Here is a 22,202-nt window from a genome sequence, read left to right as displayed (position 1 = left end):
AAGCTACCTTTTGACTCGCCTTCTCTATTATTTAGACTTATTACGGTTATAAATATCAAATCCTACAGCACCTAATAATACAAGACCTTTTATAGCCTGCTGCCAGTCGATACTGATTCCAATTAAGGACATACCGTTGTTCATGACACCCATTACAAGTCCACCAACAACTGCTCCCACGATGGTACCTACACCACCGGCCATGGAAGCACCACCGATAAATGCCGCTGCGATGGCATCTAATTCAAACATTGTACCCGCTCTTGGCGTAGCAGCGTTTAAACGTGCTGCATAGATTAAACCAGCCATTGCGGACAAGAAGCCCATGTTTACGAATACCCAGAAAGTTACTCGCTTTGTTTTAACCCCGGATAATTCAGCAGCTTTTTGGTTTCCACCAGTTGCATAAATGTGACGTCCAATAACCGTTTTATTCATAACAAATGTAAAGACTACAATTAAAACGAATAAGATTACTAGAATATTAGGAATACCTCTGTAAGACGCTAGCACAAACGTAAAGACGTTAATTACTGTTACCATTGCTACAAGCTTTGCAATGAAGAAGCCTTTAGGCAACACTGCAAATTGGTGTTTTAATTGCGTGCGGCGCTCTTTTAATTCACTGAAAATAACTAAAAGGGAAAGGACTGCACCAACAATTAACGTTAAAACATGCAAAGAACTTAAGCCTAGGAAAGGAATATCGGGAATAAAACCTGAGCTGATTAAACGAAACTCTGGAGGATAAGGAGATTTCGATTGTCCTCCTAATACTACCATCGTCAAACCTCTAAATAGGAGCATCCCTGCTAAAGTAACGATAAAGGATGGCATTTTCAAATAGGCAATAAAGAGTCCATTCCATGCTCCAATTAATGCACCTAATAATAAACAAAGGAATACTGCTAAGGCAGTTGGCACTTGCATATCAATCATTAAAATAGCTGCGATAGCACCGATGAAGGCACAGACTGAACCTACAGATAAATCAATATGCCCTGCGATAATTACTATTACCATACCAATCGCTAACACTAATATATAACTATTTTGTAAGATAAGGTTTGTTACGTTTAATGGTCTTAATAAAATACCATCAGAAAGTATACTAAATAATAATACGATAAACATTAAAGCAACGATCATTCCGTATGAACGCATATTATTTTTGAAAATATCGGCTAATTTCATGTTAGTTTCCTCCTGTCTTCGTCATATACTTCATTAATGTCTCTTGGTTAGCTTCTTCTCTCGGCACTTCACCTGTGATCCGCCCTTCACTTAAGGCATAAATACGATCACTTAAACCGAGCAACTCTGGAAGCTCTGAGGAAATGACAAGAACTGCTTTCCCTTGTGCTGCTAAATCATTTATTACACTATAAATCTCGTATTTTGCCCCTACGTCAATACCACGAGTAGGCTCATCTAAAATTAAAATATCCGGCTCTGATAAGATCCATTTACTTAAAACTACCTTCTGTTGATTTCCACCACTTAAGTTACCCGTTTTTTGGTTTATACTTGGTGTGCGGATGTTCATCTTTTTCCGGAAGTCTTCCGCCTCCAGTATTTCACGGTTTTTATCAACGAAACCATTTTTGGAAATCTTCTCTAAGCTTGTAAGAGAAATATTGTGCTTTATATCATCAATAAGAATGAGTCCATATGTTTTTCGGTCTTCCGTTACATATGCCAAACCATGGTCAATGGCGTCTTTAATAGTATTGATTTGAATTTCTTTTCCGTCTTTAATAATTTGACCCGTGATGTTTTTACCATAAGACTTTCCGAAAATACTCATGGCTAGTTCCGTTCTTCCAGCACCCATTAAACCTGCAATACCAACAATCTCACCTTTTTTAATATGGAAATTAGCATCTTTAATGAGTTTACGGCCTGCATGTAACGGATCATCCACGTTCCAATTTTTGACTTCGAAAATTGTTTCCCCTATTTGCGGTTCTCTTGGTGGAAAACGGTTTTCCAAATCACGACCTACCATCCCTTTAATAATACGGTCTTCCGTTACTTCTCCTTTAGCTAAAGACAATGTTTCTATGGATTGACCGTCCCTGATTACTGTTACGTTATCTGCAACATACTCAATCTCGTTTAATTTATGAGAAATAATGATAGAGGTCATTCCTTGTTTTTTAAACTCTAATAATAGATTTAATAAATTTTCACTGTCCTCTTCATTTAACGCCGCTGTTGGCTCGTCAAGGATTAGCAGCTTAACTTCTTTCGATAAGGCTTTAGCAATTTCCACTAACTGCTGTTTACCTACTCCAATATCCATCGCTAACGTTCTCGGCTCATCCGTTAGTCCCACTTTAGCAAGTAACTTAGATGCCTTTGTTATCGTATTATTCCAATTAATAATCCCTTTATTTGCTTGCTCATTCCCTAAAAATATATTTTCAGAGATGGATAGCTCAGGAATTAAAGCTAACTCTTGATGGATAATAACGATACCTTTCTTTTCACTTTCATTAATATCCTTGAATTGACATACTTCACCTTCAAATAAGATGTCTCCATCATATGTCCCGAAAGGATATACACCACTCAATACCTTCATAAGGGTAGATTTTCCCGCCCCGTTTTCACCACATAAAGCATGAATTTCTCCCTTTTGCACTTTAATATTTACATTATCAAGGGCCTTCACACCAGGAAAGGTTTTGGTTATATTTTTCATTTCTAAAATAATATCTGACATAGGATTTCACCCACTTTCTAGGATGTAAATAACGATTTAGTGATAGTCGTACAACTACCACTAAATCGTTTACAAGATTTGATTAAAATTACTATCTAGTAATCTTATATATTACTCGTCTTCGAAATCACTCTCATCATAATAACCACTGTTTACTAACACTTCTCTGTAGTTATTAATGTCTACGGAAATTGGGGCTAATAAATAAGCAGGAACGACTTTCACACCATTGTCATATGTTTCCGTATCGTTTACTTCTGCTTCTTCACCCTTTAATACTGCATCAGCCATTTGAACAGCTTTTGCCGCTAATTCTCTAGTATCTTTAAAGATCGTTTGCGTTTGCTCACCATTAATGATAGAAACGATAGAAGGACGCTCTGCATCTTGTCCTGTTACGATTGGCATTGGAAGATCATCTTCTCCGTAACCTACACCCTTTAAGGATGAAATAATACCAATACTAATTCCATCAAATGGAGATAATACTGCATCTAATGTTTTATCCGTATAGAAACCACTTAGTAGGTTATCCATACGTTCTTGTGCTAAAGAACCATCCCAGCGTAATGTTGCACCTTGTTGGAAGTCTGTTTGACCACTTGGAACCACTAACTGACCATTATCAATATAAGGCTGCAGTACAGACATTGCACCATCAAAGAAGAAGTATGCGTTATTATCATCTGGTGATCCAGCGAAAATTTCAATGTTAAATGGACCTTCACCATCTGCAAGTCCTAGAGCTTCTTCAATATACTCCCCTTGTAAAACACCAACTTGGAAGTTATCAAATGTTGCATAGTAGCTAACGTGATCTGAGTTTCTAATAAGTCTGTCATAAGAGATAACAGGAATATCCATAGAAGCTGCTAACTCAAGAACTTCTGTTAATGCATCCCCATCGATTGGAGCAATAACTAAAACGTCCACTCCACGAGTAATCATGTTCTCAATTTGGTCTAGTTGATTTTCAATTACATCTTCTGCATATTGTAGATTTGTTGCATATCCTAGCTCTTCAAATTGTTCTACCATGTTATTTCCATCTGCAATCCATCGCTCAGAAGATTGTGTTGGCATGGAAATTCCAACTGTACCTGCTTCACCTGAGCTTCCGCCTGCTGAATCATCGCCGCAAGCTGCAAGCGTTATCAATAGTACTGAAAGTATAAGGACAAATAATCCTTTTTTCATTTTTATATCCCCCTTAAAAAAATAATAATTATGCTTACAAAATTAATTGTAAATTGAAAGCGTTTTTAAGTCTTTTTAAAATCCCATCATTTTTTATAAATTTTTGTCTTCTTTTGATTGTTTTGTATAAAAAAAAGAAAAACCGATCAGTTTCTCTCGGTTTTTCTACATTAACTTTTTCATGGTAGACCTCCATGCAAGTGAAATTTAGCACCATGAAGAATGCAAATTGTACGTCGTCTCTCGAATCCGTTACAGGCGGACGCTTTCCGCGGGCAATGCCTCAGCCTCCTCGGGAAATGCACCCTGCGGTGTCTTCTGCTATTGCTTTTCCCGCTGGAGTCACCGCCTTTCACTCCTTCGAGAGTGTCAACGACAATACGGATTTCGTATTTTCAGGGTAGACCTCCATGCAAGTGAAATTTTGCACCACGGAGTATAGTCAGCATTGGAATGAGCGAAGGTCCGTGAGACTCCTGTGGGAGAATGGCCTAGCCGAGACCCCACAGCGACGTAGTGGGCTTGAAGCAATGAGCGGAGCCGTTGCAATGTTTCGAAGCCTGATATGAGTAGGTTTCTCATATCAGGCGCGCAACGCGCGGAGCCATTGCCACTGTTTATATTGACTTTTTCAGTGGCCTCGACGTAGTCGCGAGGAGGCTTGGCAGGTCACCCACGGAAAGCGAGCGGACCGTAGCGAATGACAATCAGATTTATATTTTCAGAGTAGATATTTACTAATAAATAGTTTACTTATTATGGAAGGCTTCTCCTTTTCGATATTGTTTCGGTGATACTCCCATTACTTTTTTAAACGATGTACTGAAATAATGCTGTGTATCGTAACCTACTTGCTCTGAAATTTCGTTAATGGTTAAATTTGTAGAATTTAAAAGCTCAATCGCCTTTTTTATTCTCATGTTTGTTAACAAATTGACAAAGGAGATCCCTAAATCTTGTTTGATCATTCGGCTTAAGTAAACGGATGACACATGCAGGGATTGAGCTACCCTTTCTAAACTTAACGCATGTTCATGGAAGTGCTGTCTGATGAATTGCTCTGCTCTACGTACTAGCTGTGAAACCTCAACTTTATTATATACTTCTGTTTTACAACTTCTATAAACTTCTGATAGATCACTTAATTTACCAGTGATCTTTTCAATATGTTGAATGGTAACGATTTTTAAGAAACTTTGAATAGATCTTTCTATTTCTAAAAATATTTCTTCTGCTGCTTCTTCCCATAGTATGACTACAATCAAGTCGGATTGGTCTCTGAACAATACTTTTTTATAGTCGTGAAGTAATTCTTCTACAATATTCTCCATGGCAAATAAATTTAATTGACGATCGGATTCTGTCATTAATGGCTGATTTGTTTGCATTTCGGGCCACCGAATTACTCCTAACATCTTTGGAACAGCTGCTGGTAGCTGTAAAAACTCTAGCTGTTCTAATACTTCCTCTTCCGCCATATTTCCTTCAATCCAGTCAATACAAAAACGTTCACGTAGCAAAGGGAAATTCTTTTCAATTTGTTTCGCCGCTATTTCCAAGTGGTTCTTTTGTTTTTCCTCCACTTCTAACTCTTTTCGAATATCCCCTAATACTGTTTGTAATTGATCAGGGTCAACAGGTTTCATAATATAGTCAGCAACATTTAGACGAATCGCCTCTTGGGCGTAGCTGAATTCATCATGACCAGTAATGATAACTATTTTACAATTTGGTAATTGTTCACGTATATTTTTTATTAACGTAATCCCATTCATAATGGGCATGTTTAAGTCTGCAAGAAGAATATGCACTTGATGCTCTATTGCCAGTTCTAACGCCTCTTCTCCATCCTCTGCTTCTGCAACTATTTCTAGCTGTAACGCGTCCCAATCTACGGCATCTCTTATTCCTTCTCGGATTATCATTTCATCGTCTGCAATTAGAACTCTCCAATGCTTCATTCTTCTCACCTCGTTTCCCCGTGATATTAATTCATCCTATTTTATTATTCTTTATTATTGGATGGTAGATCGTAACCACCGTTCCTTTGTCTAATTCACTATCAATTTTTACACCATATTTTTCGCCAAACGTGATCTTCAGTCTTGCGTGAACATTAACGACCCCATACCCTGTTGTAGGTTGATTATTTACATCTTCATCATTCTTTTCCAAAAAAGTGGCTAAGCTATCTCTTAATTGCTCAAGCTTTTCTTTCGTCATTCCTTTTCCATTATCACCAATTCTTATGATGAGCATATCCCCTTGCTCTTCTGCATCAATCGTGATCAACCCCGGACCGCGACGCTCTTTTATTCCATGATAAATGGCATTTTCGACAATTGGTTGTAACACAATTTTTAAAACAGATACATCCTTTAAGCTATCGGAGATATTTAACGTATAGTTTAGTTTGTTTTTATAGCGTACAGCTTGAATTTGCAAATAACTTTTAATGTGCTCTATTTCATCCATTAATGGTATTATGGTTCCACCCTTACTAAGACCGATTCTAAACAATTTTGATAGTGAACCTACCATATCTGCAACATCAGGTGCATTCTTTTTACGTGCCATCCATTGAATCGTATCTAATGTATTATAGAGAAAATGTGGTTTAATATTTGCTTGCAGACTATGGAGTTCTGCTTCCCGCTTTTTCTTCTCTTGTCGTTCGGTTAACTTAATTAGCTTGTTTATTTGTGACAGCATTTTATTAAAGCTCCGTCCTAATCGACCAACTTCATCCTTTCCTTCTCCTTTATACCTGCTTGACAAATCACCTGCCTCGGCCTTTGCCATGGCTTTCATGAGCTGATTAATGGGGTTAGAAATAGTATGGGATAAAAAATAAGATGCCGTTACTCCAAATAAACAAACAAAAAATACAAAGCTAATAACATAAAAGCGAATTTGTTGGACTTCCGCAACGGAATTATTTGATGGAAAAACACCAAATGTTGTCCAGTCAGTAAAATTCGATTTTTGATAAATAAACTGGAAACGTTCCCCATTGATGTTTTCAGAAAAGGTTCCGTAATTCGTCTCTGGTATCCATTCAGGAGAGATTGTTTCATGCATGGAATGAGTAGGGGAATAAATACTATCCCCGTTTGAATTTAACACCATTAAATATCCAGCTTTCCCTAGGCGGACGTCCCTGATAATCTCCGCGATAACTCGAAGCTTCAAATCGATTAATATTACTCCCTTTTCTTCCTGCGTTATGGGGTTGATTACAGCTCGTACAACGGAAACGACATCATCTTCTGTATAATTAACGTGGGAGGTAATTCTTCTCCCGGACGGTTTCCCAATTACCTTTGCAATCCCTCGGTTATCTACTGCTTCACGATACCACGTTTCCGTAGTAATGGGGAAAGCGGACCTGGAATATAATTCATTGCTAATATAATCTCCCTCATTATTAACAATTAATATTCCCGCAATTTCAGGATAAACAGTTGTATACACTTGCAAAAAACTTGTTATTTCGTATTCATCATCTGGACTTATGTTTTCCAGACGAAGGCTTCCATCAAAGAAGTCATCGATTCTAGGATGGGAGGAAATAAAATAAGTCATGTTTTGAATATTATCTAAGTGCGACTCAATAGAGTTATTTACATTATCTATAAGCTGGATTGTATTATCATTTACTTGTTGCTCAATAATCTTATCTACTGCCCAGCCTATTAATACTCCTAGTAAAATAGATGGTAAGATACTAATTAATAAAAAGTGAATAACTAACTTATTACGAATGGTTAAGTCATTCAATTTAAATTTTTTGATTTTCATGATGCCTCACCTATTGTGCGAAATAATTCTCTACATTTTCTTTTGTTACAATTGTAATTCCCGTATCCAAATAGAGTGGAAGGGGAGCTAAATCTCTTGATTTAAGTACCATTGGCTCTGTAAGTTCATGGTGAAGATGAAATAAAAATATTAATGACCAATAACCCATATTCCATGTACCTTGAGCCATGGTCGCAGAAATAATATCATTTTCTATCATTTCTAGCGTTCCTTTATCCGTATCGAAGCTAATAATTTTAATATCCCCACTATTGTTTTCTAATTGTACAGCTTCACCAATACCAACACCACCGTTAGCTTCTGTGGCAAAAATACCAGCAAGATCAGGATATTTCTCGATCAATTCCTGCGTTTTGTTTCTTGAAAATAGTCTATTCCCCTGTCCATCTTCCACAGCAACAATATTTATATTAGGATAATTTAAGCTTAGTGCATCTTTAAACCCTTCCGTTCTTTCTTGGTGATTTAGTTGATCAAGTAGTGTGATTACTGCCACTTCCCCTTCTTCATTTAGGAGTTCTGCCATTTCATGTGCTGCCGTTACTCCCGCATTATAATTGTTTGTACCTAAAAAAGAATAAGCTTTACTGCCTGAGGCTCCTGAATCAAATAACACAACAGGGATTCCGGTATCAATTGCCTTGTTAATCGTATCTGTTAAAGCATAAGGGTCAATAGCGGAAAGGGCAATACCTGCCGGTTTTCTTGCAATTACTTGCTCTAAAACCGTTATTTGCTCCTGAATATCATATTGAGTCGCTCCTCGATATTCAACAGAAACATTTAAAGCTTGTGCAGCATCTTCAAACCCCTTTAAGCTGCTCCTCCAATATTCCATTCCAGACTGAAACGTAACCATGACGTATGTTTCGTTCATCTCCCCCCGAAGACCTTGCACATCCCAGGGACTAGCTGCTGGTTCCTTAAAATGTTCAAAATACACATATATCATAAAAGTACCTATAAGAAGGGCATATACAAGTAGTAACTTTTTCACATCTGAAACCCCTTTCAACGTAGTGTTACTTGCTTAAGAATTTAAAGATAATTCCATCTTACCAGTAAAATAGTTGTAATAATTAACAGTATTTATAATAACATCATAAATTAATAATGGACATTAATAAAGATGCGCATCATTTCAAAGGGTCCTACCGTGAAAATAGGTGCCACAAAAGATCGCACTTTATCTTTTGTGCCACCGAAGCAATGAGCAAAGCCGCCGCAATCTTTACAAAGATAGTAAGGAGTGGGGGTTTCATAGCTATCTTTTTTGCGACGAGTAACCGCAGGAGCAACCGCGCGGCGAGCGGAGCCATTGCCGGCACTTTTCATACTCCATGATGCAAAATTACTATTGCATGGAGGTTTACCCTGAAAATACGAATCAGGTTGTCATTTATTAACATGTGAGTCTTCAAAGAAACAGAGCAGGTACCATTAAGGCACCTGCTCTGTTTGGTCATTCCAATGACAGATTACGGATTAATGTCCTTGCTGCGCTAATCCTGATCCTTGTCCTTGTTGATTTTGTCCTTGATTGTACTGGTTTTGACCTTGTTGCCCTTGCTGATATTGATTCTGGTTTTGTCCCTGACCTTGCATTTGTTGTTGCTGCTGTTGTAATTGTTGCTGTGTTTGGTCGATTTGTTGAGCAATTTGATTTAACATATTAACCTGTTGTAAGGATTGCTCTACATTGCCAAGCATTTGTGCCGCTTGATGGATCGATTGCTGCAGCTGTTGGAAGGTTTTTTGCTGTTGCTGCTGAGCTTGAGAGCTAAACTGCTGCATTTGCTGAAGAAGCTCTTGAGATTGCTGCTGGTTTTGCCCCATTTGTCCCATTGAATTATTCATGGATGAAGCTTGTTGACTAGATGATTGTAGTTGATTTAATGCATCTTGCATGTTTTGAAGCTGGCTTCTTAAAGGAGATAACTCCTCACCAATTTCTTCATCAACTTTCGCAGCTATTCTCTCCATTTGCGCTTCTTCTGCTTCTGCTTTTCCCTCTTCGTAAAGTTCTTCTAAATCTCTGTCCATGGCGAATTCCTCCCGGTATTGTCTTGATCTCGTTAGTGAAGGGTCGTTTTCTGTTACATACGCAGGTGCAGGCTCAGGCTGGTTATTCCTTGTTACAGCAAATAATAAACCAGCTATACCAGCAACCAGTACAAATATAAGGAAGAAGAACATTCCATCGATGGCAATGCACCTCCAATTTAAGCTACCTTAGAGGTAGACCTGATTATTATAGGTTAGCCTACGTTTTTTATCCCATAAAAAAAGGTCCAAAATTTCTCATTTAGAGCAGTGCAGTCATTTTGTTAAATGGACTTTTTTACATTATGAGGGTTTTAATTGAAATTCAGGCGCAATCATGGTGGATTTAGGCGCAATAACCCCACTTATTCGCGCAATCAACCCCCATTTTCGCCCAACAAACCCCAATAATGGCGCAACCCGTTTTTTAAAAGAAAAAGTTATTAACTTTTCCACTATATTTTTCAAAAGAAAGAAGTTTGAAAAATTGAAAACGAATCTAGCTGGATATTTCCTGTATAATCAAACTAACAACTTTTTAGGGGGCGAGCCTATGCTTCAGCGAAAACTTTATCCGGAATTCTCCTGGTCCCTTTCCCGGCACAAAACATTGATGGATTGTTCCCGTAAGTACGGGTTCCACTATTATTTTTCCCATAGCGGATGGTTCAATGATTCCCCTGATTTAGCAAAGCAAACCTACCGCTTGAAAAAAATCACGAACCTGCCTATTTTATTTGGGGAAGTGCTTCACTCCATTATCGAAAAGGTAATTAAAGACTACCAGCAGTCTGCCTTTATACCTGCGGAGGAAGAATTGGTTTCATTTATCCGCAAGAGCTTGAATACCGCTTTTATCGATTCAACCAGGCACCAGGAAGAATGGACTCAGCGACCGAAATACTACAAGATGCTCCATGAAATTTATTATTATGGGGAGCTGGAGGAAGCTGATATAAAGGAAATGGAAGACCGCCTTGCCGTTTGTGTTAAAAATTTCCTTGCCAGTAAAAGCTTTACGGATATTACATCAAAAAAAGAGATGCAATTTGTTCAGTCTGAGGAGTTCCGAACCTTGACTTTGTTTGGTGTTAAAGTGTTCGTGGTTATTGACTTTTTATATAAGGACCTGAAGGAAGACAAGTGGATCATCGTGGACTGGAAAACGGGGAAGGAAACGATGGAGGACCGAAATCAACTAGCCCTCTATGCTCTTTACTTGAAAGAGAAGTATAAAGTCCCTTTGGAAAAAATCGAGATCCGCAATGAATATTTGTTAACTGGAAATTGCCAGCAATATTACTTAAAAGAAATCGATTTACAGCATGTCCTGCAGCGGATGGAAATGAGCCTTACGGAAATGGGCAAATACGTCTTGGATGAGGATACGAATGAACCGATCGACTTGGAGTTTTTCAGCAAAACAGAATACACAAAGAAGTGTTTAAAATGCAATTATAAGGAATTGTGTGAAGAAGGTTGCTAGCAAGGTTACAAAATGATTCTGGGGTGGCTCAAACTCCCATGTTTTTAGAAATATCACGTTAAATGAAAACTATTTTTGAATGTACAAAATTTGGAAGTTGATTTACACTTCAGGCACTCTAATTCCGCAGTTGCTTTTTTTAACCTTTTGAGCCACCTTCTTGTGTTATTGCCTAAATTAGATAGGGATAAGCTCATATTTGGACACGGAGTAATAAACTATTATATCTCTAAGAAAAGGTGATTATATGTACATGTATGCAAATCCCTATCAAGCAGCATGGCCTTATGGGTTCGGTTATAAGCCTGCCTACGCTTGGCATCCCCCTGCAGCACCATTTGGACAGATGCATATGGCGCACCATCCTTACCCGTATCAACAAGCCCCTTCTCAAGATCAATATCCCGAAGCACCATCGCAATTAGGCAAGCAAACTACTTCGAAAGCCCAACCCACAACAAAGGCCCAGCCAAAGCACACGCATTATCAAACGGACTGGCAGCACGGATACCCATACGGACAAGGCTCAGGCATGTTTCCAGACTATTATAACAACACTTATTAGAAAAAACGTTTCAATCAAGTTTCGAGGCTTGATTGAAACGTTTTTTCGTTCAATACCGCGTATAAGCTTCCGCCGCAATAACTCAGAGCTCGAGGGTGCACTTTCCCTTGAATCGCGCAGCGCGAAGTTTGCTGTCATTTTAATACTTTTGTATTCTTTTAGAATCACCCTCTATTAAAATAGGAACTGATAAACCTTGCTGGGGCGCCCGGCGTAACCTGATTGTTCCATTCCACTAACTTTTGCTAGTCCTAGCCGCTCCATTTCTCCAAGGATTCGGCGAGCATTTCTTTCTGTTCCCTTCAGCCATTTGGCCACATCTTTAACGGTGACCACATCTTTTTTATAGTGGAAAGAGAGGGCGTGCAGTTTGTTCACAATGGACTGACTAATATTTGCGTCTTTGAACTTTTTTTCCCATTCTTCTCCCCAGTTTCTTGTTTTAAATTCAATGGAAGTGCCTACTTCTTTTTCGGAAAACTGCTGTACTTCTCGCTTTTCGTTAACACTAACTAGAACAGTATCCTTTTCTTTCCGGGCATATTGTAAAGCGAGGCGAACATTTTGCTCTGCATCGACGGCAGTGATTCCATAGCCAATACCGATCCTTACTTTAATCTTGCTTTTCGTGCGGATCATGGACAGTTGGGAAAAAATTGTTTTGTCATTAAGATCCGATTCGATTTCTCCCCTCGTTGTATAAATGAAATACAAGCCATCCCCAATTTGCACAAAGGATCCCTGCAAATCCTCTGCTTCATCTAAAAGCATATGCTTTAAATCTAATATATCCCTTTTCAGCTCATATGAGTAATATTGCCCTTCTTCACTGTTCTCGGAGTGAATTACCTCGATCCCTACTATTGCAATCTGGGATTGACGGTACTTAGAGGACTCGCCCCTCTCTTTCATATAGCGAAGAACGAGCTTTATGGCAAGCTGTGAAGGAATAATTCGATAGCAAGGAATCCCTAAATCTTGTAATCGTTCATACACTTCCTTTAAGCACGTTAATGCCACTTCACATTGACCAGATTCATTTAGCTCTTGATGAAACCTGACAATTTTATCGGACTCCCGGTATTCTGTATAAGAATAGGTTTGAAAGGAAAATGCTTCGAGGTCGTGGGCTTTACTAATAAAAGCTACCTCTTCTGCTGTGATTGTGTCCAAACTAATTTCCCTAAAAGATTGTTCCTCCTTTAATGTCATCTCTAGGAGCGAACCTAAAAGACTTGATCCATATAAAGGTGGATAGCTGATCTCCACTTCCTCCGTTAATCCCTTTGACTTTGCATAGAAATAAGGTGCCTGCCCAGAGAAAAACCACTGGTCTACCTGATCGCGATTTTCCTTTACAATGGTAACGGCTTCCTTTGTATGAGCGTAAGGAAAAGAAACGATTTCGAGATCCTTATATTCAGAAAAACTATTGGCAACTCCTACAATTCTATCAACAGAATCCTGTGGTCCCACGACCCCAATTTTCACTTTCATCCTAAATCACCTTCTTTAAAAAATTACGGAATAGGCCTTCTCCAATTAGTCCAGCTCTGCCGACTCTCTTTTTATATAGGCCGTGAGTAAGTGGACACCCATTTCTAAATCTTCCAGGGAGGCATGTTCCTTTGGATGGTGGCTTAAGCCATCCTTACACGGAATAAAGATTAAGCCTGAAGGCCACTTTTTCGCCATATTCATGACATCGTGACCTGCCCCGCTGATCATCTCGTGTCCCTTATAGCCTAGTTCCTCACCCATTTTTTTCAAATTGTCCATAAGGTTAAGGTCTAGTTTTACAGAAGGATTATTCACGAGGATTTGAACCTCCATTTGAACATGATACTTTTCTTTTAGCTCCTTGCATTTCTCTTTAATGGCTGATGCCAGTTTAGCTTTTAATGAGTCATCTACACTGCGAATGTCAATGCCCAACTCCACTGTTCCCGGAATAACAGTCATGACATTTGGCAATAGATTGATGGTACTAGCTGTCGCCACAATAGCATGCTCCGACTCCTGAGAAAGCTTTTCCGCTTCTTCAGAGACGTATGTAATGAGTGGTGCTGTAGCGACAAAGGCATCCTGTCGCCTTCCCATTGGGGTTGTCCCCGTGTGACCCATTTTTCCTGTAACCTTCACCTTCAGACGAACGGGACAAGCAACAGCAGATACGACACCAAATTGAGCACCGGCATTTTCAATAACTACACCTTGCTCAATATGTAATTCTACAAAACTTTTTATTTCCCTTTCGTCACGTTCTGCCTCATGAATCCTTTCCCAATTCAAGCCAGTACTATTTACTGCTTCCTTTACCGTTACTCCCGTGTCATCAGAAACGTCTGCTAATTCATCTACCTTTATTATACCTGCCATTGACTTACTTCCAATTGTGGATACACCAAAACGGGAAGATTCCTCGGAAGCAAAGCAAATCACTTCTACAGGATGATGTGGTAGAAAGGCTTCTTCCTTTAAAGCTTTAATGGCACCAAGAGCACATAGGACTCCCGCTACTCCATCATAGCCACCCCCGTGCTTCACCGTATCCACATGGGAGCCTAACGTTACTGCAGGAAGGTCCTTCTTCCCTTCCCAGCGGGCAATTAAATTTCCTGCTTCATCCTTTCTTACATACAATCCAAGCTCTTCACTGAGCTCTTTAAACACTCTCATAGATTGCAGTTCTTCTTCACTATAGCCAAGTCTAGTAAAGCCTTCCTCCTGCTCCATCGTATCAACGAGGTTTAACGCCTTTAAATTATTATCCAGCCAGCTCTTCATCATCATTCCCCCTCTTGCAAGTTTAAAAGCATCCTTCCAAACGTCTCTACTCCAACTGTCAGCACCCGTTCATCATAATCAAACTGTGGATGGTGATGACCCGCAGCCAACGGAGTTCCGAAGATCATGTACGTTGCTTTTCCGCCATTTTGTTGAACTCTTCTTATCATGTACGTAGCATCCTCAGAGCCATTGATCCTTACTTCTGGAATAACATGGGTTATTCCCCCTTTGTTTTTACAAACATCCTTTACTTTTTCGATCCAGTACGAATCACAGTCTGCTCCAATCCCTTCTCCAACGATGTCTACCTTTACATCTACATTAAAGAGGGAGGCTGTTGAATTAAGGATTCGTTTCCCTTCCTCTACCATAAACTGATTTAATTCCGTTGTATCTCCGCGAGTTTCTAGTTCTAAGTAACCTCTATCAGCAATGATATTTCTTCCCCTTCCAGCTTCTATTTTTCCAACATTTATTCTCGTTCCACCACTAGAGTGGCGAGTGATTCCATGAAGATGAACGGTTGCTGACGCTGCAGCAAGAAGGGCATTCTTTCCTTCCTGAGGAGCAATTCCAGCATGTGCCGATTTGCCTGAAAAACTTGCATTAATTTTCGTGGTAGCTAAGAATCCTGCACATGTTGCCGCTACATACCCAATTTCCATAGGCTTTACACCGATATGCCCCGACATGAAATAGTCAATCTCATCAAGCCAGCCTTTTTCTACCATGGATAGGGCTCCCCTGCTCCCTTCTTCTGCCGGCTGGAACAACAGTGTTATCTTCCCTGATAACTGGTCTTTCACTTCCGAAATGAATCTTGCTAATCCAAGTCCTATTGTTGCGTGGCCATCGTGAGCACAAGCATGCATCTCTCCCTCGTTGCATGAACGAAATGCTTTAGCGGTTGGTCCGTGGGAATCAGCCTCTGATTCTAAAATGGGAAGAGCATCGATATCAAAGCGAAAGGCCACATGTGGACCAGGCTTTCCCGTATCTAGCTGAGCCACTACTCCCGTATGGCCTCCCTCCATTTTTTCCATAAGCTTCTCCGGTACTCCTAAGGAGCGGGCCCGTTCTTCTGCCTTTGTTAAAACCTCATTAGAGGGAACTCCCATTCTTTCTTCCGAAACGAGAGCGTCCTTTCCAATATATAAGGTGAAATCCTCATCTATCTCCTTTAAAGATTCAACAATTAGATAGGTTGTAAAATATTCTGTCCAGCCTACCTCAGGGTACTGATGCAGCTTTCTTCTCGTTTTCACCAGCCATTCATCTAGATTCGTAAAAAAATCAGATAATTTCTTTTCATCTATACTCACAAGACTGTCCTCCTATAAAGTTACTTAAAAAGCTATTCCGCCCTAAGGTTAACCGTAATTTTCTTGTCCTTCAGTTCAAATAGGGCATCGATAGCTACCTGAGCCATTAACTCTGTTCCATAAGAAAGGGCCTTCGGATCCATCTTAAACTTAGGATCATGGAGGGGGTTTTGTTTTTCCACTCCTGGAACAGCCGTTCCTAACCAAAAATAAGCACCTGGATATTTTAAGAGGAATCGACTGAAATCCTCCCCTCCTAAGCATGGTTCAACGTCAGGGGCTGCCTTATCTCCGTAAAGCTGTCGAGCCGTTTTTTTCACATGCTCTGCCCAATGGGGAGTATTTACGGTGGCAGGGTAGCCATCAAAATATTGAATCGTAGCATGGGCCCCCATTGTCTTCGAAACTCCGTATACGATGTCGTGGAAGCGCTCCTTCACCACATTTTTCGTTTCTTGTGTGTACGTACGGATCGTCCCTTCCAAAACTACCTTGTCTGCAATGACGTTGTAACGACTGCCACCCTCTATTTTCCCAATGGTCAAAACAGCAGAGTGAATCGGGTTCACGTTTCTACTAACGATTGTCTGCAAGCTGGAGATGACGGAATTGGCTACGATGATGGCATCCACTGTTTGATGGGGCATGCTCGCATGGCCTCCTGCCCCTTCAATGATGACCTTAAATCGATCGGATGCCCCCATCATAGAGCCCCCCATGGTGCCAATTTGTCCAACAGGCAAGTCAGGCCACACATGCTGGGCAAAAATAGCGTCCGGTTCGTGTTCACGGAAAACACCATCTTCCATCATTGGCTCCGCCCCTCCCCTTGGGGTAAATTCCTCAGAAGGCTGAAATACGAGAAGGACTTTTCCTGGAAGATCTTCTTTCCTATCGTTCAGTAGTTTACCAGCCCCAAGGAGCATGGCGGTATGGGCATCGTGTCCACACGCATGCATTTTCCCTTTTACTTTTGATACATACGGATGATCATTTTGCTCTTCTATTGGCAGTGCATCCATATCTGCTCTGAGTGCTACTGTTTTCCCAGGTTTCCCCCCTTCAATAACACCAAGGACACCTGTTTTTGCATATCCGTCCGTGTATGGAATACCGTATGCTTCGAGGGTCTCCTTGACCTTATTTGCTGTTTCAAACTCTTCTCCGCTCAGCTCTGGATACTGATGAAAATGACGTCTTAAAGCTAAAACTTCTTCAAATATTTTTTCTCCAAAACCTTGCACTGATGGTTTCATTACTGTCAACTCCAATAAAAAAATTTATTATAAATTCCCTGTTCTTGTATCGTTTTCGTGCGGTAATAGGGAAGTTATTTTCCATATTAAGGTGAAATGGTGAAAAGGAGAAGCCAAAAGACATTCTCCCTTTTCTACCTGTTTTTTATCTATAAAATTAGTGGACTTACATTACTATACTAATAAATTGTGAAAAATATAGTATACTTTGAAAACTTTACTAGTTAAGCTTCATTTCCACTCCTGGTCCAATTGGAATTCCAGTGAATGTCCATACTACGAAGATGACAATCCAGAACGCTAGGAAGAATAGGGCATATGGAAGCATGATGGCAAACAATGTACCGAAGCCAGCTTTTTTGTCGTATTCGCGCATAAAGGCAAGGACAACGAGCATATACGGATTCAACGGTGTGATAATGTTAGTGGCAGAATCCCCGATTCGGTATGCTAGCTGCACGTAGGCAGGGTTGTAATCTAAGATCATAAACATTGGAATAAAGATCGGGGCCATTAACGCCCACTGTGCTGAACCACTAAAGATAAACAAGTTGATAATCGCTGTTAAAAGAGTAAATCCAACGATAACAAATACACCCGTTAAATTAGCATTTTGTAAAAACTCCGCCCCGTTTACGGCAACCCAGATCCCTAGGTTACTCCAGTTAAAATAAGCAATGAACTGGGATGCAGCAAAAATTAACACGATATAGCCAGACATATCCTTCATCGCCTCGGACATGTAATTAGGAATATCTGCAGTACCTTTGATTTTTCCAACAGTAAGCCCGTAAGCAACTGCAACAGTAATAAAGAAGAATAGAATAATCGGAATAATTCCACTTAAAAACGGAGAAGGAACTAACCCACCGTCTGGGCCTCTAAGTGGAGCATCTGATGGCAGAACAACTAAGGCAACTAATCCGATATACACAAGACCAGCAAACATAGCATTGCGAAGTCCGCGGTTTTCCGTTTGAGTAATTTCCTCTAAACGCTTTTCTGCATTTCCTTCATATTTGCCAAGCTTCGGCTCAATTATTTTTTCCGTTACAAATGCACCAACAAACATAAGCATTAATACGGAAAAAATCATGAAGAACCAGTTGTCAACTGGGGTGACTACAAATCCTTCTTGAACCGTCTGGGCAACCTCTGTAGAAATTCCCGATAAAAGGGCATCCGTACCAGCGATAAATATATTTGCTGTAAAACCAGCACCTGCACCAGCAAATCCAGCTGCAAGACCAGCAAGAGGATGTCTTCCTAAACCGTAAAACACCATAGCCGCAAGAGGCGGTACAATAATTAATGCAGCGTCTGATGCAAGGTTACCAATAACCCCTGCAAAAAGCACCGCATATGTAACCAGTTTTGGAGGAGCATTAATAATCGCCTTCCTCATAAAAGTTTGTATTAAGCCAACCTTTTGAGCAAGACCAATCCCTAACATCATTACAAGAACTAGTCCTAGTGGAGCAAAGCCAGTAAAGTTACTGAGCATAGAGCTAATGATGTAATTGAGTCCTTCTCCTGTAAGTAAGCTTTTAATTGCCATTTCTTCCTGTGTTCCTGGGTGAACAACGGTTACACCGAAACTGCTCACAATCATGGAAAGGACCATAACAAAGGCAGCTAAATACACAAATAACATAAATGGATGAGGCAGTTTGTTACCGATTCGTTCAACGGTATCTAAAAAGCGCATGAACAAACCTTTCTTCTCTCCTGTTTCAGGGTTTAATTGTGGCTGTGACATTAAAACACCTTCCTTCGATTTTTTTGGATTAAGGAACGGGATCCTTCATTTAATGACCATGTTACTTTCGTTGAATATAGAATAAGGGTCCCTTTCCTTAATTAAGGAATGTTTCCTTAATATTTCCGATATTAAGTATATTAACACATTTGAACACGTTTGTCTTTTGAAAAATTCTTATAATTAAAAATAGTATGTTAGATTTACTGACAAAGAGGGGTTGATATTTTTTAAACAAAAAAGGCAAACAAGCATTTTGATTAACCCTTTTCTGCCTGTTCCCCTCTTTATTGCTCATCTTTTTCCATAGAATGGAGTCCACCTTTCACTTTTTCAAGGTGAGACTGCATGATCTCTTTGGCTAATTCCGAGTTTTGATCCACAATAGCATGATAGATACTTTCGTGTTCTAGGTATAGTCTTTGTAAAGTTAATTTTTCAGAACTCTGCCAGAATCTCCGACTTTCTCTCATTGTGCTAAAAAGAGCATCGGAAATATGATGCATCAATTCGATTAAAAAACTATTGTGTGTTGCTTCTGCAATTGCTAAATGAAACTCCACATCTGCCCGCTCCACCTGTTCTTCATTATCTACTGCTGTGGTCATTTTATCTAATGCGTTTTTTATTAGAGTTAAGTCATCTTTGTTACGATTTTGGGCAGCAATAAATGCAGTACTTGTTTCTAAAATTTTTCGGACCTCAAATAAATCTCTTAATTCCTTCTTGTCTAATAATAGTAAAGAGTCTTTTGAAGGAATAAAGTGGGAGTAATCATATTCTTTTACAAATGTTCCCTCTCCTTGCTTCATTTCTATTAAGCCCATACCTCTTAGGGTGGTTAGTGCTTCTCGAATGGCGGAACGGCCTACACCATAGCTTTTTGCCATTTGCTCCACCGTTTCTAGTTTATCTCCTGGTTTCAATTCTCCGTTCTTGATCTTCTCTTTTATTTTATTGGCTACAATTTCATAAATTTTTTGACGACGTATCATTTCCACTGTTAATTTCACCTGCTATCTAAGGGATATAAATGTATAACTAACCTTTAATAAGGATAGAAGGAAGGCTGATGCGATGCCTTCCTTCTCCGTAGTTATTTATACTGCAGATTTCTTTTTCTGTTGATCCAGTGGTGTTTTTTGCTTATTTTTATAGATAACAGCTAAGAACGCTGCTGCAAAAACGATCCACGCAATGTACCAGAAATTAAAGCTTCCGGCGACAAGGGCCATACCTAGTAAGCCCGCAGCACCCACATAGTAGACCATCGGTATAATGGTTTTTCGAATAACAAGACCTTCTTTTCCTAGCAAGCCAACGGTTGCCGCTGCCGCAACGACGTTATGCACTGTAATCATATTCCCCGCTGCTCCACCAACTGCTTGTAAAGAAACGATGATACCGGCACCTGCAGCATCTAATCCGATCCCTTCGGCAGTACTGAATTGGAATAGAGAGAACATCATATTACTTACTGTATTACTACCTGCGATAAAGGCACCCAGTGCACCGATAATTGGAGCAAATAAGGGCCAGAATTCCCCTGCTAGGTTAGACGTGGCATCTGCCAAGATAAGTGGCATACTAGCATATTGGTCTGAAGCTGAGTTGATGAACACCTGAACCATTGGAACAGCAAATAATAATGCCGAGGCTGCCCCGACTAATGTTCCAAAGGATTCCTTCCAAGCTCTGGCGTATCCCCCGCTATTTCCGTTGCTGCCCATTTTATGAACAAAATAAGTGGCGAGGGAAACAATAATGAAAATGAACCCAGGTAAATAGAACGGTTGAGAAGATGTATTTATGCCGGAACCAAAAATGTCATTCCAGGCTAAGGTAACATTGGAATTGGTTAATATTCCCTTCAACCAATCCCAAGTACGTGTTAAAACGAGTAAAACGGCAACTAAAATGTAAGGGAACCAAGCAACAACCATGTTCATGGACTTGCCAGTAATTTCTGCTTTAGAAGCATCCTGCAAAGTTCCAATCCACTCTGGCTCCCACTTGCTGCGCTCTTCAAAATCAAATCGGTCTTCTGCCTTAGGTTGGAACCAACCTGCCTTTGCAGCTGGAACCACAATGACTAATCCAATAAGGGCTCCTAACAGGGATGGGAATTCTGGTCCTAGGAGATTCGCCACAATATTTGCCGGTATAATAAACGCTGCCGCTGCAAATAGGGCAAACTTCCACACTTTAAAGCCCTCAGCAAAAGAACGAGATTTACCAAAGAAACGAGTGAGAATTCCTGCCATTAACAATGGTACAAGGACACCGACTAACCCATGAATCATTGCTACTTGAGCACCAATAAAGTTTATATACTCACTTAATGGCTGGCTTCCGAGAGCTGCCATAACGTTTTCCTGACCACCAATTCCGTTGTTTACCCCAACAAGAATTGGTGTTCCGATGGCTCCAAAGGAAACAGGTGTACTTTGAATGATAAGGGCAACCACTACCGCTGCCATCGCCGGGAAGCCGATGGCCACCAATAATGGTGCAGCAATTGCCGCTGGTGTACCGAATCCCGCTGCCCCTTCAATAAAGGATCCGAATAACCAAGCGATAATGATCGCCTGTACACGACGGTCCGGAGAAATGTCCGTGAATCCACGGCGTATCGTTTGTAAGGCACCGCTTTCTTTCAAAGTATTAAGTAAAAGTATGGCTCCAAACACAATAAACAAGATATTTAAAGCGCTTACAATTCCATGAACAATGGCTCCCCCTACCTTCGCCATTTCCGTACCCCAAACGAACAAAGCTAACAAAACAGTAACAACTAACGCCAGTGGCATCGCTCTTTTAGCTGGCCAATTCAAGATAACTAAAAAGATAAATACAACAATAATCGGTGTTAATGCCAAAAATGACAACATACCTAACCCCATACATAACCCCTCCAATTACATATTATAATTGCAAGAACTTCCCCCAAGACTTGATTAACTTACGGTAAAAATAGGGTTGCGATTGCTACAGCTTGATTGTTCGATTGTATTGTGCGGCAGTTCCCCCTTTTGCCTTTATATAGTTGACATTTACTCGTTCATTAGTAAGGTCATCTGATGATATCATAATCAATTGTCTGAAAATTATCAACAGTTTTTTCCAGAAAATTCACGTAATGGAAGATTACCCTATGGAGGTGTTATTAATGCGGTTCGGGGACCGGAATTGTTGTTCAATAAGAATAGTTATCGTTCGATAAATTATTGGAGG

17 protein-coding genes are annotated in these 22,202 nt (G+C 40.0%); 1 reads left to right on the top strand and 16 read right to left on the bottom strand.

The annotated features are described in order from the left end of the window. Positions 1-27 precede the first annotated feature (27 nt). From mmsB to J2S74_RS02385, 8 genes are all read right to left on the bottom strand, one after another. Positions 28-1,194, bottom strand: a complete 1,167-nt coding sequence (gene mmsB, locus J2S74_RS02420; protein ID WP_307321342.1) for a multiple monosaccharide ABC transporter permease — start codon at positions 1,192-1,194, stop codon at positions 28-30. Position 1,195: 1 nt separating this feature from the next. Then, complete coding sequence (mmsA, locus tag J2S74_RS02415; protein WP_307321341.1) at positions 1,196-2,728, bottom strand: multiple monosaccharide ABC transporter ATP-binding protein; 1,533 nt, start codon at positions 2,726-2,728, stop codon at positions 1,196-1,198. Between the two features lie 111 nt (positions 2,729-2,839). Next, the gene (gene chvE, locus J2S74_RS02410; protein WP_307321339.1) at positions 2,840-3,925 is read right to left on the bottom strand and encodes a multiple monosaccharide ABC transporter substrate-binding protein; all 1,086 of its coding nucleotides are present in this window, start codon (positions 3,923-3,925) and stop codon (positions 2,840-2,842) included. Between the two features lie 749 nt (positions 3,926-4,674). Next, positions 4,675-5,886 (bottom strand): response regulator transcription factor, encoded by a 1,212-nt coding sequence (locus J2S74_RS02405; RefSeq protein WP_307321337.1) that lies wholly within the window; start codon positions 5,884-5,886, stop codon positions 4,675-4,677. Positions 5,887-5,917: 31 nt separating this feature from the next. After that, on the bottom strand, positions 5,918-7,726 hold the full coding sequence (locus J2S74_RS02400) for a cache domain-containing sensor histidine kinase (protein WP_307321335.1): 1,809 nt from the start codon (positions 7,724-7,726) through the stop codon (positions 5,918-5,920). A 10-nt stretch (positions 7,727-7,736) separates the two neighbouring features. Then, complete coding sequence (locus J2S74_RS02395) at positions 7,737-8,744, bottom strand: substrate-binding domain-containing protein (RefSeq protein ID WP_307321332.1); 1,008 nt, start codon at positions 8,742-8,744, stop codon at positions 7,737-7,739. Positions 8,745-8,854: 110 nt separating this feature from the next. Then, positions 8,855-9,082: a hypothetical protein gene (locus tag J2S74_RS02390; RefSeq protein WP_307321329.1), complete on the bottom strand. Its 228-nt coding sequence runs from the start codon at positions 9,080-9,082 to the stop codon at positions 8,855-8,857. Between the two features lie 150 nt (positions 9,083-9,232). Further along, positions 9,233-9,943, bottom strand: a complete 711-nt coding sequence (locus J2S74_RS02385; RefSeq protein ID WP_307321327.1) for a hypothetical protein — start codon at positions 9,941-9,943, stop codon at positions 9,233-9,235. Between the two features lie 400 nt (positions 9,944-10,343). Between J2S74_RS02385 and J2S74_RS02380 the strand changes: the two genes are divergently transcribed. Beyond that, complete coding sequence (locus J2S74_RS02380) at positions 10,344-11,276, top strand: PD-(D/E)XK nuclease family protein (RefSeq protein WP_307321325.1); 933 nt, start codon at positions 10,344-10,346, stop codon at positions 11,274-11,276. A gap of 221 nt (positions 11,277-11,497) precedes the next feature. Here J2S74_RS02380 and J2S74_RS02375 read toward each other — a convergent pair whose 3' ends face one another. The 8 genes from J2S74_RS02375 to J2S74_RS02340 all read right to left on the bottom strand — a co-directional run bounded on the left by J2S74_RS02375 (position 11,498) and on the right by J2S74_RS02340 (position 21,871). Further along, entirely contained in the window at positions 11,498-11,692 is a 195-nt protein-coding gene (locus J2S74_RS02375) for a hypothetical protein (protein ID WP_307321323.1), read from the bottom strand. A 323-nt stretch (positions 11,693-12,015) separates the two neighbouring features. Further along, complete coding sequence (locus tag J2S74_RS02370) at positions 12,016-13,338, bottom strand: hypothetical protein (protein WP_307321321.1); 1,323 nt, start codon at positions 13,336-13,338, stop codon at positions 12,016-12,018. A gap of 45 nt (positions 13,339-13,383) precedes the next feature. After that, a complete protein-coding gene (locus J2S74_RS02365) occupies positions 13,384-14,628 on the bottom strand; it encodes a M20 family metallo-hydrolase (protein WP_307321320.1) in 1,245 nt (414 codons plus the stop codon). A gap of 2 nt (positions 14,629-14,630) precedes the next feature. Further along, positions 14,631-15,953 (bottom strand): amidohydrolase, encoded by a 1,323-nt coding sequence (locus tag J2S74_RS02360; protein ID WP_307321319.1) that lies wholly within the window; start codon positions 15,951-15,953, stop codon positions 14,631-14,633. Between the two features lie 32 nt (positions 15,954-15,985). Continuing rightward, positions 15,986-17,209: a M20 metallopeptidase family protein gene (locus tag J2S74_RS02355; RefSeq protein WP_307321316.1), complete on the bottom strand. Its 1,224-nt coding sequence runs from the start codon at positions 17,207-17,209 to the stop codon at positions 15,986-15,988. A gap of 220 nt (positions 17,210-17,429) precedes the next feature. Further along, positions 17,430-18,968, bottom strand: a complete 1,539-nt coding sequence (locus J2S74_RS02350; RefSeq protein ID WP_307321313.1) for an AbgT family transporter — start codon at positions 18,966-18,968, stop codon at positions 17,430-17,432. 287 nt (positions 18,969-19,255) lie between these two features. After that, positions 19,256-19,963 carry a FadR/GntR family transcriptional regulator gene (locus J2S74_RS02345; protein ID WP_307321442.1) on the bottom strand — a complete coding sequence of 236 codons (708 nt, stop codon included), beginning with the start codon at positions 19,961-19,963 and terminating at the stop codon, positions 19,256-19,258. Between the two features lie 105 nt (positions 19,964-20,068). Next, complete coding sequence (locus J2S74_RS02340; RefSeq protein WP_307321310.1) at positions 20,069-21,871, bottom strand: L-lactate permease; 1,803 nt, start codon at positions 21,869-21,871, stop codon at positions 20,069-20,071. Between the last annotated feature and the right edge of the window lie 331 nt (positions 21,872-22,202).

Source organism: Evansella vedderi, from assembly GCF_030813435.1.
GTDB classification, from domain to species: domain Bacteria; phylum Bacillota; class Bacilli; order Bacillales; family Salisediminibacteriaceae; genus Evansella; species Evansella vedderi.
This window is presented reverse-complemented; position numbering and strand designations above follow the sequence as displayed.

What these genes read in the sequence shown, in the direction of transcription:
- mmsB (WP_307321342.1), bottom strand. Translation starts at nt 1,194, where the DNA reads ATGAAATTAGCCGATATTTTCAAAAATAATATGCGTTCATACGGAATG.
- mmsA (WP_307321341.1), bottom strand. Translation starts at nt 2,728, where the DNA reads ATGTCAGATATTATTTTAGAAATGAAAAATATAACCAAAACCTTTCCT.
- chvE (WP_307321339.1), bottom strand. Translation starts at nt 3,925, where the DNA reads ATGAAAAAAGGATTATTTGTCCTTATACTTTCAGTACTATTGATAACG.
- J2S74_RS02405 (WP_307321337.1), bottom strand. Translation starts at nt 5,886, where the DNA reads ATGAAGCATTGGAGAGTTCTAATTGCAGACGATGAAATGATAATCCGA.
- J2S74_RS02400 (WP_307321335.1), bottom strand. Translation starts at nt 7,726, where the DNA reads ATGAAAATCAAAAAATTTAAATTGAATGACTTAACCATTCGTAATAAG.
- J2S74_RS02390 (WP_307321329.1), bottom strand. Translation starts at nt 9,082, where the DNA reads ATGAAAAGTGCCGGCAATGGCTCCGCTCGCCGCGCGGTTGCTCCTGCG.
- J2S74_RS02385 (WP_307321327.1), bottom strand. Translation starts at nt 9,943, where the DNA reads ATGTTCTTCTTCCTTATATTTGTACTGGTTGCTGGTATAGCTGGTTTA.
- J2S74_RS02380 (WP_307321325.1), top strand. Translation starts at nt 10,344, where the DNA reads ATGCTTCAGCGAAAACTTTATCCGGAATTCTCCTGGTCCCTTTCCCGG.
- J2S74_RS02375 (WP_307321323.1), bottom strand. Translation starts at nt 11,692, where the DNA reads ATGGTGCTTCGGGATATTGATCTTGAGAAGGGGCTTGTTGATACGGGT.
- J2S74_RS02370 (WP_307321321.1), bottom strand. Translation starts at nt 13,338, where the DNA reads ATGAAAGTGAAAATTGGGGTCGTGGGACCACAGGATTCTGTTGATAGA.
- J2S74_RS02365 (WP_307321320.1), bottom strand. Translation starts at nt 14,628, where the DNA reads ATGAAGAGCTGGCTGGATAATAATTTAAAGGCGTTAAACCTCGTTGAT.
- J2S74_RS02355 (WP_307321316.1), bottom strand. Translation starts at nt 17,209, where the DNA reads ATGAAACCATCAGTGCAAGGTTTTGGAGAAAAAATATTTGAAGAAGTT.
- J2S74_RS02350 (WP_307321313.1), bottom strand. Translation starts at nt 18,968, where the DNA reads ATGTCACAGCCACAATTAAACCCTGAAACAGGAGAGAAGAAAGGTTTG.
- J2S74_RS02345 (WP_307321442.1), bottom strand. Translation starts at nt 19,963, where the DNA reads ATGATACGTCGTCAAAAAATTTATGAAATTGTAGCCAATAAAATAAAA.
- J2S74_RS02340 (WP_307321310.1), bottom strand. Translation starts at nt 21,871, where the DNA reads ATGGGGTTAGGTATGTTGTCATTTTTGGCATTAACACCGATTATTGTT.